At 53.9% G+C, this 15,444-nt stretch carries 11 protein-coding genes; 2 read left to right on the top strand and 9 right to left on the bottom strand.

Features of this window, described 5'->3' with window-relative positions; all coding sequences use genetic code 11:
• Positions 1 to 237: 237 nt before the first annotated feature.
• The gene (locus J9880_RS10895) at positions 238 to 1,275 is read left to right on the top strand and encodes an aminopeptidase (RefSeq protein WP_131693260.1); all 1,038 of its coding nucleotides are present in this window, start codon (positions 238 to 240) and stop codon (positions 1,273 to 1,275) included.
• Between the two features lie 440 nt (positions 1,276 to 1,715).
• Here the strand turns inward: J9880_RS10895 and J9880_RS10890 are convergent, their stop codons facing one another.
• The 4 genes from J9880_RS10890 to J9880_RS10875 all read right to left on the bottom strand — a co-directional run bounded on the left by J9880_RS10890 (position 1,716) and on the right by J9880_RS10875 (position 7,468).
• Positions 1,716 to 2,453: a phosphoadenylyl-sulfate reductase gene (locus tag J9880_RS10890; protein ID WP_013574005.1), complete on the bottom strand. Its 738-nt coding sequence runs from the start codon at positions 2,451 to 2,453 to the stop codon at positions 1,716 to 1,718.
• Between the two features lie 24 nt (positions 2,454 to 2,477).
• Positions 2,478 to 4,214: an assimilatory sulfite reductase (NADPH) hemoprotein subunit gene (gene cysI / locus J9880_RS10885; protein ID WP_095925216.1), complete on the bottom strand. Its 1,737-nt coding sequence runs from the start codon at positions 4,212 to 4,214 to the stop codon at positions 2,478 to 2,480.
• Between the two features lie 145 nt (positions 4,215 to 4,359).
• Positions 4,360 to 6,162 carry an NADPH-dependent assimilatory sulfite reductase flavoprotein subunit gene (gene cysJ, locus J9880_RS10880; RefSeq protein WP_095923522.1) on the bottom strand — a complete coding sequence of 601 codons (1,803 nt, stop codon included), beginning with the start codon at positions 6,160 to 6,162 and terminating at the stop codon, positions 4,360 to 4,362.
• Between the two features lie 346 nt (positions 6,163 to 6,508).
• Positions 6,509 to 7,468, bottom strand: coding sequence for an alpha/beta hydrolase-fold protein (locus tag J9880_RS10875; protein ID WP_232769312.1), 960 nt, complete (start codon positions 7,466 to 7,468; stop codon positions 6,509 to 6,511).
• A 168-nt stretch (positions 7,469 to 7,636) separates the two neighbouring features.
• Here J9880_RS10875 and queD point away from each other — a divergent pair, with 168 nt between their 5' ends.
• Entirely contained in the window at positions 7,637 to 7,996 is a 360-nt protein-coding gene (gene queD, locus J9880_RS10870; RefSeq protein WP_013574001.1) for a 6-carboxytetrahydropterin synthase QueD, read from the top strand.
• Positions 7,997 to 8,126: 130 nt separating this feature from the next.
• On the opposite strand, the gene queE is transcribed toward queD, so the two are convergent.
• From queE to relA, 5 genes are all read right to left on the bottom strand, one after another.
• The gene (gene queE / locus J9880_RS10865) at positions 8,127 to 8,798 is read right to left on the bottom strand and encodes a 7-carboxy-7-deazaguanine synthase QueE (RefSeq protein ID WP_232770465.1); all 672 of its coding nucleotides are present in this window, start codon (positions 8,796 to 8,798) and stop codon (positions 8,127 to 8,129) included.
• Positions 8,799 to 8,964: 166 nt separating this feature from the next.
• Positions 8,965 to 10,260, bottom strand: coding sequence for a phosphopyruvate hydratase (eno, locus tag J9880_RS10860; protein ID WP_095923525.1), 1,296 nt, complete (start codon positions 10,258 to 10,260; stop codon positions 8,965 to 8,967).
• Between the two features lie 75 nt (positions 10,261 to 10,335).
• The gene (gene pyrG / locus J9880_RS10855) at positions 10,336 to 11,973 is read right to left on the bottom strand and encodes a glutamine hydrolyzing CTP synthase (protein ID WP_013573994.1); all 1,638 of its coding nucleotides are present in this window, start codon (positions 11,971 to 11,973) and stop codon (positions 10,336 to 10,338) included.
• Positions 11,974 to 12,322: 349 nt separating this feature from the next.
• Positions 12,323 to 13,126: a nucleoside triphosphate pyrophosphohydrolase gene (gene mazG / locus J9880_RS10850; protein WP_232769311.1), complete on the bottom strand. Its 804-nt coding sequence runs from the start codon at positions 13,124 to 13,126 to the stop codon at positions 12,323 to 12,325.
• A gap of 78 nt (positions 13,127 to 13,204) precedes the next feature.
• Positions 13,205 to 15,442, bottom strand: a complete 2,238-nt coding sequence (gene relA, locus J9880_RS10845; protein WP_015695888.1) for a GTP diphosphokinase — start codon at positions 15,440 to 15,442, stop codon at positions 13,205 to 13,207.
• Between the last annotated feature and the right edge of the window lie 2 nt (positions 15,443 to 15,444).

Here is a 15,444-nt window from a genome sequence, read left to right as displayed (position 1 = left end):
GATTATCAGGATTAATAAACAAACTATACGTGCAGGCAATATTTGATCTGAAATGACGAAAAGGAATGAATAGTTACTAAATGGAATATAGCCCGGCAAAAAGAGCGGTTTGGGATAACGGGAAATTGTCTAATGACGCAGACAATCGCATACTGTAGCCCCAGTAAGACCGCCCCACGCGGCCTGTTGTTTGATTGCCTTCCGGTCGTTTTGACCAGCAAATAAGGATTTTTGGCTATGTTTTCTTTTTCACGCATGACGCGGACACTGCTGGCCCTGAGCCTCAGCTGTGCCGGTTTGGGTCATGCGCTGGCGGCGTCCGCCCCGCTTCCGGCGATGGGCATGATCGCCAGCCAGCAGATTCGCCATATCGCCACCTACTTTCCCGGTCGCATGGCCGGCAGTCCCGCAGAACTTATCGCGGCGGATTATCTGAATCAGCAATTCAATAAATTAGGCTATAAGAGCGATTTACGCGGCTTCGATACCCGCTATCTGTACACCAACAACGCAGGCAAAAAGAACTGGCAGAATATTCATGCCACGTCAGTGATTGCCGCCCGCGCCGGAGAGGTGCCGCAGCAAATTATCGTGATGGCGCATTTTGATACCTACGTGCCGCAAAGCGATAACGACACCAACCATAATCTCGGCGGCCTGACCTTGCAGGGCGTGGATGATAACGCCTCAGGCGTCGGTGTGATGCTGGAACTGGCGGAGCGGATGCAGGCCATCCCGACGCATTACAGTCTGCGTTTCGTGGCGCTGAGTGCGGAAGAGACCGGCGCAAAAGGGGCGGAAGATTTTGTGAACCGCATGAGCGCCGAAGAGAAGAAAAACACCCTTCTGGTCATCAACCTGAATTCGCTGATCACCGGCGACCGGTTGTATTTCAACAGCGGCGTAAACACCTCCGCCGCGGTGGCGAAACTGACCCGCGTACGGGCACTGGCCATTGCACGCAGTCTGGGGATCCCGGCGGAAAGCCACGAAGGCGCGCATTGCTGTGACGGCATCAGCGCGCTGGATAACGCCCGTCTGCCCCTGCTGAACGTCACCGCAACCAACTTTGCGCTGGGTAAAAAAGACGGCGAACAGCAACGTGCCATCACCCGCCATTTCCCGCTGGGCACCACGCGTTATCAAAGCCAGTTCGACAATCTGCAATATCTGGATAAAGCCCTGCCGGGCCGCATTGAAAAACGCTCACGCGATACGGTGAAAGTGCTTTATCCGCTGCTGAGGGATCTGGCGAAACCGGCGAAACACGCCTGATTAAGAGGACAATTTAAGGGATTCTTATCTGGAATCCCCTAAATAATTCGGGTTGCAGGCAGGCGGCAAGTAAACGCATCCCCGGGAGCATAGATTACTATGTGACCGGGGTAAGAGCGCGCAGCCAACGCATCTGCAACCCGAATAGGGGGAGTTGAGACGCTAATAACAGGAATCCCCTAAATAATTCGGATTGCAGGAAGGCGGCAAGCAAACGCATCCCCGGGAGCATAGATTACTATGTGACCGGGGTAAGAGCGCGCAGCCAACGCATCTGCAACCCGAATAGGGGGAGTTGAGACGCTAATAACAGGAATCCCCTAAATAATTCGGGTTGCAGGAAGGCGGCAAGCAAACGCATCCCCGGGAGCATAGATTACTATGTGACCGGGGGAAGAGCGCGCAGCCAACGCATCTGCAACCCGAAGTATGACGGGGATTTATTCGTGCAGCCCGCATTCGCGTTTAAGCCCAAAAAATCGCGTATCTTCTTCTTTCATCCCTTCTTCCCACTTCTTCGTGGTGTGCGTGTCACCGACGGAAAGGTAGCCCTGATCCCACAGCGGGTGATAGCTCAGGCCGTTGTCTTGCAGATAGCGGAAGATCTGACGGTTATCCCAGTCGATGATCGGCAGGATTTTAAACACACCACGTTGCACCGCCAGCACCGGCAGATGCGCACGGCTGCCGGATTGCTCGCGACGCAGACCGGCGAACCAGGTCTGCACGCCGAGCGTCTGAATCGCACGATTCATCGGCTCGACTTTGTTGATGTGATTGTACTTCTCAATGCCTTCGACGCCCTGCTCCCACAGTTTGCCGTAGCGCGCTTCCTGCCACGCCGCAGAATGCTCCGCGCGGAACACCTGCAAATTCAGGTTCAGCTGTTCGGTTAACGTATCGATGAACTGATAGGTTTCCGGGAACAGATAGCCGGTGTCAGTCAGGATCACCGGAATGTCCGGTTTCTGCTGCGTGACTAAATGCAGACACACCGCCGCCTGAATACCGAAGCTTGAAGACAACGCGAATTCGCCGGGCATATTTTCCAGCGCCCATTGCACACGCTCCTGCGCGGACAGTTTTTCGAGGCTGACGTTAATTTCCGCCAGCGCCATAGATTGTCCGGACTTCGGCAGCTCATTCAGTTCAGCCAGAGTCAGATTCAGCAAACTCATATTGCCTCCAGTCGGTTATCGCGTTTAATCATAAAAGTCGCGTGCGGGATCCAGCACCGGCCTGATGATCCCGGCGCGGATCACGAAGTCACCAAAGCCTTCACCGGTTTCGCGCTCTTTTGACCAGCGTCCGACCAGTTCGTCAATGATGCTCAGGATCTCAGCATCAGAAATATTTTCGCGGTACATGCGCGGAATACGTGTTCCGGCGCGGTTACCGCCGAGGTGCAGGTTGTAGCGGTTCATCGCTTTACCCACCAGACCAATTTCAGCCAGCAACGCACGGCCGCAGCCGTTCGGACAACCGGTCACACGCAGAACGATATGTTCATCGCCCACGCCGTGGCTGTGCATGATGCCTTCCACTTTGGTCACAAACTCAGGCAGGAAACGTTCCGCTTCCGCCATCGCCAGCGGGCAGGTCGGATAAGACACGCAGGCCATCGAGTTTTTACGTTGCTCGGTGACGCCGTCGTCGATCAGGCCGTGATTACGCGCCAGGGTTTCGATCGCGTCTTTGTCTTTTTCTGAGACTCCGGCCACGATCAGGTTCTGGTTAGCAGTAAGCCTGAAATCGCCTTTATGGATCTTAGCAATTTCTGCCAGACCGGTTTTCAGCGGCTTGCCCGGATAATCAAGAATACGGCCATTTTCGATAAACAGCGTCAGGTGCCATTGTTTGTCGATGCCTTTTACCCAGCCGATGCGATCGCCGCGACCGGTGAATTCGTAAGGACGCACATCGCCAAACTGAATGCCTGCGCGTTTTTCAACTTCGGCTTTGAATACCGGCACACCGACGCGTTCCAGCGTGTATTTGGTTTTGGCGTTTTTACGGTTGGTACGGTTACCCCAGTCGCGCTGGGTGGTCACCACGGCTTCCGCCACCGCCAGCGTGTTCTCCAGCGGAATAAAACCCAGCTCGCTGGCAGTACGTGCGTAGGTGGCTTTATCGCCGTGTGCGATAGAAAGCCCGCCGCCGACCAGCACGTTGAAGCCGACGAGTTTGCCATTATCGGCAATCGCCACGAAGTTCAGGTCGTTGGCGTGCAGATCCACATCGTTTTGCGGAGGAATAACCACCGTCGTTTTGAATTTACGCGGCAGATAGGTCGCGCCCAGAATCGGCTCTTCGTCGGTGGTTTCGACTTTTTCCTGATCCAGCCAGACTTCAGCGTAAGCGCGGGTGCGCGGCAGCAGGTGCTCGGAGATTTTTTTCGCCCACTGATAGGCTTCCTGATGCAGCTCTGATTCCACCGGATTCGAGGTACACAACACGTTACGGTTAACGTCGTTGGCGGTCGCCAGCGCATCCAGACCGAGTTTATTCAGCAACTGATGCACCGGTTTCACGTTCGGTTTCAGAATGCCGTGGAACTGGAATGTCTGACGGTTAGTAATACGGATGCTGCCGTACAGGGTGCTGTCTTCGGCAAATTTGTCGATGCCCAGCCACTGCGCAGGTGTCATCACCCCGCCCGGCAAACGGCAGCGCAGCATCATGGCGTGACGCGGCTCCAGCTTTTGTTCCGCACGTTCAGCACGGATATCACGGTCGTCCTGCTGATACATGCCGTGGAAGCGGATCAACAGGAAGTTGTCACCGTTGAAGCCGCCGGTCAGGCCGTCTTTTAAATCTTCTGTGATGGTGCCGCGCAGGAAATTGCTTTCCTTCTTCAGGCGTTCGGCGTCAGCCAGCGGGGCATCGACGATCAGCGGGCCCGGACCGGGATTGAGTTCACTCCACAACTTATTGCTCATAATTTTTTCACTCATAACTTTATGCCCAAAATCATTCGAGTTGCAGGCAGGCGGCAACTGAAGGAATCCCGATGAGCTGACTCAAGTCAGTGATTCGGGTGACTGAAGGAAGCCAACGCCCCTGCAATTAGAAGGATGCAGGGCATTAGTAGACGTCGCGCTGGTAACGGCGATCAAGACGTAATTCACTGAGATATTCGTCGGCAGTTTCCAGATCCATCACGCCGTATTTGGCGATGATTTCCAGTAACGCCTGCTCTACGTCTTTCGCCATACGGTTGGCATCGCCGCAGACATAGACATGTGCGCCTTCCTGCAACCATTGCCAGACTTCAGCACCCTGCTCGCGCAGTTTGTCCTGTACATACACTTTTTCAGCCTGATCCCGTGACCATGCCAGGGAGATATTCGTCAGCAGGCCGTCTTTCACGTAACGCTGCCATTCGACCTGATACAGGAAATCATCGGTAAAGTGCGGGTTGCCGAAGAACAGCCAGTTTTTGCCGGTGGCGCCGTCGTTATCACGCTGCTGAATAAAGGCGCGGAACGGCGCGATGCCGGTGCCAGGTCCGATCATAATGACCGGCGTTTCCGGACTGGCTGGCAGGCGGAAATTGTCGTTATGCTCGATGAAGACTTTCACCTCGCCGTCTTCTTCCAGACGATCGGCCAGGAAGCCGGAGGCGCCACCGGAACGCGGACGCCCGTCGATGTCGTAACGCACCACGCCGACGGTGATATGCACTTCTGTTTCGGTTTCCGCCTGTGAGGAGGCAATCGAATACAGGCGTGGTGTCAGCGGTCGCAGTAAATCTACCAGTTGCTGGGCATCCAGCTCCGTCGGCGCGCGGCGTACCATGTCAGCGAACGGCACGGTCTGCGCATATTGTTGCAATGCCGGTTTATCTGCCAGCAGGCCGGTCAGGTGTTCGTCGCGGCACAGCGCGGCGTATTTCTCGATGATCGGCGTGGTGTTCTGAGTCAGTTCGATGTGATGTTGCAGGGCTTCTGAAAGCGAGAGTTTTTTATCATTCACTTCGACGATTTCATCGCCTTTGAGCCACAACAGCTCCACGATTTCCTGCACCAGTTGCGGATCGTTTTCGAACCAGATCCCCAGTGCATCGCCCGGCTGGTAACGCAGGCCGGAATCGCCGAGTTCGATTTCCAGATGACGCACGTCTTTGTCAGAATCGCGGCCGGTGATTTTCTGGTTAACAGAAAGTGTCGCGGTCAGCGGCGCTTCTTTACTGTACGGGCTGCTGTCGACCTGATTGACACTGCCCGCCAGCGTCGGCGCAGCCTGCGCACCGGTATCAGCTGGCACGCGCTGTTTCAGCACATCCACGATGCGCTTACGCCAGCTTTCAGCGGCTTCTTTATATTCAACGTCCGCATCCACGCGGTCTAAGAGACGTTCTGCGCCCAGTTCGCCCAGACGGGTATCGAAGTCTTTACCCGCCTGACAGAAGAATTCGTAAGAGGTATCACCCAGCGCAAACACCGCAAAAGCGGTGTCTTTCATGTTCGGCGCTTTTTTGGATTGCAGGAATTTGTGCAATGCGACGGCTTCTTCCGCCTGCTCGCCTTCGCCCTGTGTGGAGGCCACGATCAGCAGCAGCTTTTCCTGACCAATTTGCTTGAATTTGTAGTCACCGGCATTCACCAGATTGACGTTAATTTTCGCGGCGATCAGGTCATCACGCAGTTGCTCGGCGACACGACGGGCGTTACCGGTTTGCGACGCAGAAATCAGGGTCACCGATGCGGCGGCCTGCACCGGCGCGGGGGCAGCGACCTCACCCGGTTGCTGGTTAACCCTTCCCCAGAAATACCCGGACAGCCAGGCCATCTGAGTCGGTGAGTAATCACCAATCGCCGATTGAAGGCGGGCCATTTGCTCGGGGGTCAGCGGGAGCAGTGAAGTTGGAGGAGCCTGAGTCGTCATCGCGGTACGAATTCCCTTATGCAAAAGCAAGTCATCAATCCGGCCTCCGGCGCTTTTTCACAAAGATTCGCGCGCGGGAAAGACCTTTCAGAGGATGTAGGTTAACGAGCCGGATAATAACAATTAAAGAAGTGATGGAAATAATAAATAACCAAAATGACTAAGAGGATTTAGAGGTAAGGTCTATCTGAAAAAGTGGTAAGGGATGATTTTTATCGTACTGAAATCGCTAAAAAATTTCCCTCACTGTCAGCAGGCTCTCTGCAAAGTGCCGGATAGATAAAGAAAAACCCCGCCGGAGCGGGGTAATGAATTTTTTTCAGGATTGAGTTTTACGCTGACACTTTCAGAGATGAAAAGCGTTGTGCTGCTCGAACCAGGCGAATTGTCCGGCGGCAAACACCGACATTTTACTGCCGCTGTGACCGACGTCCGACAGATCCATAAAGTGCCAGTTAAACGGCGTGTTGTTCTGCTCGGCGCGCTGCTGGGACGTGGTGAAATAGCTTTCCGCGCGCTCCAGACGGTTTGTCCCCTGGGCCATCGCCTGTTTGGACTTACGCAGCAAACGGTTTTCCGGATCATCATCCTGCGCGCCGACGGCAATCAGCACCGGTTTGGCGAAGTAATCATTCAGTTGCTGCTGACTGACCGCCACCGGCGCTTCCCGCAATCCGTAGGGCCAGCGTTGGTCGGTATCCGGCAATGTCCACCAGCCCGCCGCCGCACACACCGCAGCTTTGACGTTCGGCTCCGGCAACAACGTCAGCATACGGTGGACAAACTGGCAGCCCGCGCTGTTGCCGAATAAATAGTATTGTTTCTGGCTGGTCACGCCCTGCTTCTGCAAGGTGGTAAACAGGGTGTCGACGATGCTGAATGCCCACTGCGATTTCGGCAGGCGGTGATGGGTTTTGCTGTCCGTCAGGTTGCCGAGGTTATACCCTGCCGCACCGGGGAAATCCTGCTCACTGAAATGCGGGACGATCACCCGCAAATGGTATTGATCGGCGACGGTCATCCAGTCATTACGGTAAGTCATCGCGTTACGGTCAACACCGGTCATTACCATGACCACCGGGGTGGTCGCATCCGCGCCAACGGGTTGATAAGTGAAAACGTCCAGCGGCTTTTTACCCGCTGCCAGCGCGATATGCATTACGCCGGATCCCGCCGGAAAAACCAGTGCAGTTTTGGCGGCTTTCGCCTGAGCGGGCGCAGGTTCTTTCGCGAGAGATGCCGTTTCTGCCTGCGCGCTGGCAGAGAACAACAGCGCCAGAACAGCGCAACGAAGCACAGTAATCATTCACTATCTCAACAGGTTAGTTTCTACCGGCTCACTGTAAGCCAGCAATGCAGGCGGAGTAAAGAGAGGAAAAGTCAGGATTTGGTGAAGAAAAGCGCAGCGAAGTCATGGCACGAAAGTCCGTATTCCGGTACTATGCCGCGTTTTTTCGAGCAACGAGACTGCCTCATGACCACCACATTATTTAAAGATTTTCAGTTCGAAGCCGCCCACCATTTACCGCATGTGCCTGCCGGGCATAAATGCGGCCGGTTGCACGGCCACTCTTTCACCGTCCGCTTAGAAATCACCGGTGAAGTGGATCCGCATACCGGCTGGGTGATGGATTTCGCCGAACTGAAAGCCGCGTTCAATCCGACTTTAGATCGTCTCGACCACTATAATCTGAACGATATTCCGGGTTTAGAAAACCCGACCAGCGAAGTGCTGGCCGCGTGGATCTGGAACGAGATGAAACCTAAGCTGCCACTGCTCAGCGCCGTGCGCGTCAAAGAAACCTGCACAGCGGGTTGCGTGTATAAAGGTTAACGCAAAATACCCAAAATCATTCGTGCTTTATCCAGGCGGCAATTGAATGAATCCCCCGGAGCTGACAATAGTCAGTGACTGGGGTGAATGAAAGCAGCCAACGCAGAGACAGCACGAAGGATGCAGGGTATTATGCAATGTTGAGATACTTATGTGTCTGCATTGAAAGCCGCCAGTTCCTTGCAATGCAGGTCGCAATGCACAGTCTGGTGGCTTCTTCTTTTTGGCTGATGGGCTGCAGGGCGATAATTCGCGCTTTGCTGTCCGTCAGTGTTTCCAGCAGAACATCCAGCGCGTCGATATCACGCTGACGCGCCACCGGATGCTTCACTTCATCAGCACGTTTCAGTGCCTGCGGCAGAATGTCGTATCCGCCACGCATATTCACTTTCGGGGAAACGGTCACCCAGGTATTCACCGAGCAACGCACTTCATGCGTACCGCTGGTTTCAATCTGGCAACTGAAGCCGTTCTTTTCCAGCAATGAGGTCAGTACGGTCAGATCATAAATGCACGGCTCGCCGCCGGTGATCACCACATGACGGGCGGTGTAACCTTGCTGCGCGATCACCTCGAGCAGTTGTTCTGACGTGGCATTGCCCCAGGCGTCACTTTCTTCGGTTTTGACCAGAATGCGCTGCATATCGACTTCCCGATCGGCAATTTTATCCCAGGTGTGTTTGGTATCGCACCAGCTGCAACCCACAGGACAGCCTTGCAGGCGAATGAAAATCGCCGGCACGCCGGTAAAATAGCCTTCCCCTTGCAGGGTTTCGAACATCTCATTAATCGGGTACTGCATCGGTTTCTCAGTCATCTCTAAAAAAATCAGCGCGCATTATCACAGATATGGCCGTTGAGACCAAACTTGTGCTGTAAATGAGTATGGCAGATTTCTCTGTGAGCAAAATCAGGGCATAAAAAAACCCGCCGGAGCGGGTTTTTAAGAAAGTATGACGGGGCAGTAATTACTGACCTTTCACTTCTTTCAGACCGTTGAACGGTGCTGCATCACCCAGCGCTTCTTCGATACGAATCAGCTGGTTGTATTTAGCAACACGGTCAGAACGGCTCATAGAACCGGTTTTGATCTGGCCTGCAGCAGTACCGACCGCCAGGTCAGCAATGGTAGCATCTTCAGTTTCGCCTGAACGGTGAGAGATAACGGCAGTGTAGCCAGCATCTTTCGCCATTTTGATCGCAGCCAGGGTTTCGGTCAGAGAACCGATCTGGTTGAATTTGATCAGGATGGAGTTAGCGATACCTTTTTCGATACCTTCTTTCAGGATCTTGGTGTTGGTAACGAACAGATCGTCGCCAACCAGCTGGATTTTGTCGCCCAGAACTTTAGTCTGGTACGCGAAACCATCCCAGTCAGATTCGTCCAGACCGTCTTCGATAGAAACGATTGGATACTGTTTGGTCAGGTCTTCCAGGAAGTGAGTGAATTCTTCAGAGGTGAAGGCTTTGTTGCCTTCGCCAGCCAGAACGTATTTACCGTCTTTGTAGAATTCAGAGGCTGCACAGTCCATCGCCAGAGTAATGTCTTTACCCAGCTCGTAACCTGCTTGTTTTACCGCTTCAGCGATAACAGCCAGTGCTTCTGCGTTAGAACCCAGGTTTGGCGCATAGCCACCTTCGTCACCAACAGCAGTACCCATGCCTTTAGATTTCAGCACTTTAGCCAGAGTATGGAACACTTCAGAACCCATACGAATCGCTTCTTTCAGCGTTTTCGCGCCAACAGGCTGGATCATGAATTCCTGGATATCAACGTTGTTATCCGCGTGTTCGCCGCCGTTGATGATGTTCATCATAGGCAGTGGCATAGAGTATTTGCCCGGGGTGCCGTTCAGTTCTGCGATGTGTGCGTACAGTGGCAGACCTTTAGAAGCAGCAGCCGCTTTAGCAGCAGCCAGGGAAACAGCCAGAATCGCGTTAGCACCGAACTTAGATTTGTTCTCAGTACCGTCCAGATCGATCATGATCTTGTCGATGTTAGCCTGATCTTTCGCGTCTTTACCGGTTACAGCCTGAGCGATTGGACCATTTACAGCAGCAACGGCTTTGGTGACGCCTTTGCCCAGGTAACGGGATTTGTCACCGTCACGCAGTTCCAGCGCTTCGCGGGAACCGGTAGAAGCACCAGATGGCGCAGCAGCCAGACCTACAAAACCGCCTTCCAGATGAACTTCAGCTTCTACGGTCGGGTTACCACGGGAGTCGATGATTTCACGACCGATGACTTTAACGATTTTGGACATTAGGATTTCCTCAGTACAAGTTAACTAAAGCTTCGGTTAAACGACGTGTCTGAAACACGTCGTTTCGCCGGTATTTTATTTTACCTGACGCTTCTGATACTCACCGGCAGCCTTCACGAAGCCTGCAAACAACGGATGACCATCACGCGGCGTTGACGTAAATTCTGGATGGAACTGGCAAGCCACAAACCACGGATGGTTAGGCAGCTCGATGATTTCCACCAGTTGCTTATCGCCAGAGCGACCGGCTACGCGTAAACCTGCGGCTTCGATTTGTTTGAGCAGCATGTTGTTCACTTCGTAACGGTGACGATGGCGTTCAACTATTGTTGGCTCGCCGTACATCTCACGAACCAGGCTACCGTCGTTCAGGTGACATTGCTGTCCGCCCACACGCATGGTGCCGCCTAAATCACTGTCTTCGGAACGGACTTCGACGTTACCTTCTTCATCGCGCCATTCGGTGATGAGTGCAACCACCGGGAACTTACAGTCTGGCACAAATTCTGTGGAGTTGGCGTTCTCCATACCCGCCACGTTACGGGCGAATTCAATCAGTGCAACCTGCATACCCAGACAAATGCCCAGATAAGGGATGTTGTTTTCACGTGCATAACGCGCCGTGGCCACTTTGCCTTCCACACCACGGTAGCCGAAGCCGCCCGGGATCAGGATAGCATCCAGACCTTTCAGCACTTCCACGCCACGGGTTTCGACATCCTGTGAATCGATAAGTTTAATGTTCACGGTCAGACGATTTTTCAGGCCGCCGTGTTTGAGCGCTTCAATCACAGATTTATACGCATCTGGCAGCTCAATGTACTTACCGACCATACCGATGGTGACTTCACCGCCCGGATTGGCTTCTTCATACACAACCTGTTCCCATTCGGACAAGTTGGCTTCCGGCGCGTTGATGCTGAAACGTTTACAAATATAATCGTCCAGCCCCTGAGATTTCAATAGGGCCGGGATTTTATAAATAGAATCAACGTCTTTAAGGGAGATAACTGCTTTTTCCGGCACGTTACAGAACAAGGCGATTTTCGCACGTTCGTTAGCCGGTACGGCGCGGTCAGAACGGCAGATCAGCACGTCTGGCTGGATACCGATAGACAGCAGTTCTTTCACGGAGTGCTGAGTCGGTTTGGTTTTCACTTCACCGGCAGCCGCCATGTAAGGCACCAGCGTCAGGTGCATATACAGCGTGTGTTCGCGGCCCACTTCAACGGCCATCTGACGAATTGCTTCCAGGAACGGCAGGGATTCGATATCACCGACCGTACCGCCAATTTCCACCAGCACGACATCGTGGCCTTCGCCGCCTTCAATGATGCGTTCTTTGATGTTGTTGGTGATGTGCGGGATAACCTGAATGGTGGCACCGAGATAATCGCCACGGCGCTCTTTGCGCAGCACGTCGGAATAAATACGGCCGGTGGTGAAGTTGTTGCGGCGAGTCATCTTGGTGCGGATGAAACGCTCGTAGTGGCCCAGATCGAGATCGGTTTCAGCGCCATCTTCGGTCACGAAGACTTCGCCGTGTTGAGTCGGGCTCATCGTACCCGGATCCACGTTGATATACGGGTCCAGTTTCATGATGGTCACGTTGAGGCCACGGGCTTCGAGAATAGCCGCCAGAGAGGCTGCGGCAATGCCTTTACCCAGAGAGGATACGACCCCGCCGGTCACAAAAATATAATTAGTTGTCATGCTGAACCTGAGAGGTTAGGTTTAAAGATGATGGAGTAACCAAGACGGGAAAACAGTATACCGGAACCTTGTGTGCGCCACAAATAAACGTTTTGCTGTCCATCATCGTTTTCCTTACCGTCAGTTCAGAAGGGTTAACCCTGCCAGCCCTATTCTTTCATTCTTTCAAAAACAACCAGTTAGCATATAAAAAGTGCTGAGTTGTTCGCATGACACTCTAAAACATCTTAGATTTCAATTTGTTGGACTTTACTGCTCTCAGATCAGCCGGTTAAGCACTGAATGACACTGAGCTTAACCGTTTCAGCATCGGCAGATCTTGTTTCCGATCAAAGTCGCATCGCGGATCTCAGCCTTCCTGCTTTTTCACCTGCTGCCAGGCGTCTTCCATTTGCTCAAGTGTAGCATCTTCCATGTTTAGGCCCTTCGCACGGATAATTTCCTCGACCTGCCTGAAACGGCGTTCAAACTTGCGGTTGGCCGCCTGCAACGCATCTTCCGCTTTGTGGCCTAAATGGCGGGACAAATTAACGGTCGCGAACAACAGGTCGCCGATTTCCTCGCCGAGTTTTTCTTCGTCAATGACCGCCTGACGCGCCTCAAACATCACTTCGTCAATTTCTTCGTACACCTTGTCAAGCACCGGTCCGAGCGTCGTCCAGTCGAAGCCGACATTTGAACAACGTTTCTGAATTTTGTGCGCTTTCATCAGCGCAGGCAGTGCGGAAGGAATATCATCCAGCGCCGAGTGCAGGGATTTTTCCGCGCGCTCCTGCGCCTTACGCGCTTCCCATTTGACCAGCACGTCTTTACTGCTGGCGTCTTTCGACCAGGTCGCTTCCTGACCAAAGATTTGCGGATGGCGGCGCTCTAACTTGTCGGAGATGGCATTGCAGATATCGTCAAACTCAAACAGCCCCTGCTCGCTGCCCATCTGGGCGTAAAACACCACCTGAAACAGCAGATCGCCCAGCTCGTCGCGTACATCGTCGTAATCTTTACGGGTGATGGCATCCAGCACTTCGTAGGTTTCTTCCAGCGTGTACGGAGCGATGGTCTCGAAAGTTTGCTCTTTATCCCACGGGCAACCGGCTTGCGGATCACGCAGGGTTTTCATGATGGTGAGCAGGCGTTGCAAAGAAGAATCGGTCATAGGATCTGTCCGTTTTAAAATAGAGGAGTCAAAAACATAAAAGAAAAGGCCCGACTGGCGGGCCTTATAAGCGTGTGATCAACTGCCGTGAAGTCGCTTGGCTTCAATCACATCCGGCAACTGATTCAGTTTGGCAATCACGCGCCCCAGCACCTGCGGGTTGTAGATTTCGATATCCATGTCGATGGTTGCCAGTTGCTGCCTTGTGTCGCTGCGGCTGGCGACGCCGAGCACGTTCACTTTTTCGTTGGCAAGGATGGTGGTGATATCACGCAGCAGGCCGCTGCGGTCGTTGGCCACCACACGCACCACCAGTGAATACCCGCTGGAATAGCTTTCGCCCCACACGGCATCGACCACACGTTCCGGCGCATTCGAGCGTAAATCTTCCAGCTGATCACAGTCGGCACGGTGGATGGAGATCCCACGCCCCTGAGTGATGTAGCCGACGATTTCGTCGCCCGGGATCGGCTGGCAGCAACGCGCAATGTGGTGCATCAGATTACCGACGCCTTCGACGACGACGCGACCATTGTCTTTGGTGCGGGTCGGTGGCGGCGTGGTTTTCTGCGTCAGCTGGCGCAGCGCTTCTTTATCCAGCTCTTCCGCACTCGGCTTTTTCAGCTGCGATTGCAGGAAGTTCACCATCTGATTCAGACGAATATCGCCGTTACCGATGGCGGCCAGCACTTCATCCAGCGAGTTGACGTTATAGCGTGGCAGCAGCAGTTTTTCGGCATCTTTGATGCTGATATCCAGTCTGTCCAGCTCGTCATCGAGGATTTGCTTACCGGCAATAATGTTCTTATCGCGATCCTGTTTACGGAACCAGTTTTGAATTTTCGAGCGGCCACGGCTGGTTGTGACGTAACCGAGGCTTGGGTTCAGCCAGTCGCGGCTTGGGTTCGCATGCTTCTGGGTGATGATTTCAATCTGATCGCCCATTTGCAGCTGATAGGTAAACGGCACGATGCGCCCGCCGATTTTCGCGCCGATACAGCGGTGACCGACATCGCTGTGGATGTGATACGCAAAGTCGAGCGGCGTGGAGCCCATCGGCAGGTCGATCACATCGCCTTTTGGCGTAAACACGTAGACGCGATCGTCGAAGACCTGGCTGCGCACTTCGTCGAGCATTTCGCCCGAATCGGCCATCTCTTCCTGCCACGCGATAAGTTTACGCAGCCAGGCGATACGCCCTTCGTAGCCACCGCTGCGGCCACCGACCACTGCCGTGCCTTCTTTGTATTTCCAGTGCGCGGCCACGCCCAGCTCGGCATCTTCGTGCATCTGGCGGGTACGGATCTGCACTTCCAGCGTTTTTCCGCGCGGCCCTAACACCACGGTGTGAATCGACTGATAACCGTTCGGTTTCGGGTTGGCGACGTAATCGTCGAATTCGTCCGGCAGATGACGGAAATGGGTGTGTACAATCCCTAACGCGGCGTAGCAATCCTGTAAACGCTCCACCACGATACGCACGGCGCGCACGTCGAAGAGTTCGTCAAAGGACAGGGATTTTTTCTGCATCTTGCGCCAGATGCTGTAGATATGTTTGGGACGGCCGTAAACATCGACTTTGATGCCCTCTTCGGCCATCGCATTTTTTACGGTCGACACAAAATCATCGATGTACTGCTCACGGTCGATACGACGCTCATGCAGCAGTTTGGCAATACGCTTGTATTCGTCAGGATGCAGATAACGGAAGCAGAAATCTTCCAGCTCCCATTTCAGCTGACCGATACCCAGACGGTTAGCCAGCGGCGCATAAATATTGGTACATTCTTTCGCCGCCAGAACGCGCTCTTCTTCCGGCGCGTCTTTCACTTCGCGCAGGTGAGCGATACGTTCGGCCAGTTTCAGCACCACGCAGCGGAAATCTTCCACCATCGCCAGCAGCATACGGCGGACGTTGTCCACCTGCTCGGAAGCCATGGAATCGTTTTGCGTGGCTTTCAGCTGGCGGATGGCATCCATATCACGCACGCCATGCACCAGATCGGTAATGCCTTTACCGAACTGCTGCGTCAGCGTGTCTTCGTCGATAATGCCGTCATCAACCAGCGGGAACAGCAGCGCGGCGCGCATACTGTCGTTATCCATGCTGAGGGTCGAGAGGATTTCAACCATCTCCAGACCGCGCCACAGAAGCAGCGAGGCGTCAGGATGGCCCTGCGTTTGTTGCTCGCAGTAGCGCCAGGTTTCGGCTAAACGCTCACATGATTGCTGGCTGGACAGTCCTAAGCTGTTGATCCAGTCGTCGAGCGCGAACTCGCCAGCCGTGTTCAGATGTGCACTTCTTACCGCAACCATAC

Origin of the sequence: Rahnella victoriana (assembly GCF_021276285.1) — a bacterium.
Lineage (GTDB): Bacteria > Pseudomonadota > Gammaproteobacteria > Enterobacterales > Enterobacteriaceae > Rahnella > Rahnella victoriana.
The sequence above is the reverse complement of the archived record's forward strand: the minus strand, read 5'-3'. Positions and strand labels throughout refer to the sequence as shown.

Excerpts from the sequence above, each read along its gene's own strand:
- J9880_RS10895 (WP_131693260.1), top strand. The coding sequence starts at position 238 with ATGTTTTCTTTTTCACGCATGACGCGGACACTGCTGGCCCTGAGCCTC.
- J9880_RS10890 (WP_013574005.1), bottom strand. The coding sequence starts at position 2,453 with ATGAGTTTGCTGAATCTGACTCTGGCTGAACTGAATGAGCTGCCGAAG.
- cysI (WP_095925216.1), bottom strand. The coding sequence starts at position 4,214 with ATGAGCAATAAGTTGTGGAGTGAACTCAATCCCGGTCCGGGCCCGCTG.
- cysJ (WP_095923522.1), bottom strand. The coding sequence starts at position 6,162 with ATGACGACTCAGGCTCCTCCAACTTCACTGCTCCCGCTGACCCCCGAG.
- J9880_RS10875 (WP_232769312.1), bottom strand. The coding sequence starts at position 7,468 with ATGATTACTGTGCTTCGTTGCGCTGTTCTGGCGCTGTTGTTCTCTGCC.
- queD (WP_013574001.1), top strand. The coding sequence starts at position 7,637 with ATGACCACCACATTATTTAAAGATTTTCAGTTCGAAGCCGCCCACCAT.
- queE (WP_232770465.1), bottom strand. The coding sequence starts at position 8,798 with ATGCAGTACCCGATTAATGAGATGTTCGAAACCCTGCAAGGGGAAGGC.
- eno (WP_095923525.1), bottom strand. The coding sequence starts at position 10,260 with ATGTCCAAAATCGTTAAAGTCATCGGTCGTGAAATCATCGACTCCCGT.
- pyrG (WP_013573994.1), bottom strand. The coding sequence starts at position 11,973 with ATGACAACTAATTATATTTTTGTGACCGGCGGGGTCGTATCCTCTCTG.
- mazG (WP_232769311.1), bottom strand. The coding sequence starts at position 13,126 with ATGACCGATTCTTCTTTGCAACGCCTGCTCACCATCATGAAAACCCTG.
- relA (WP_015695888.1), bottom strand. The coding sequence starts at position 15,442 with ATGGTTGCGGTAAGAAGTGCACATCTGAACACGGCTGGCGAGTTCGCG.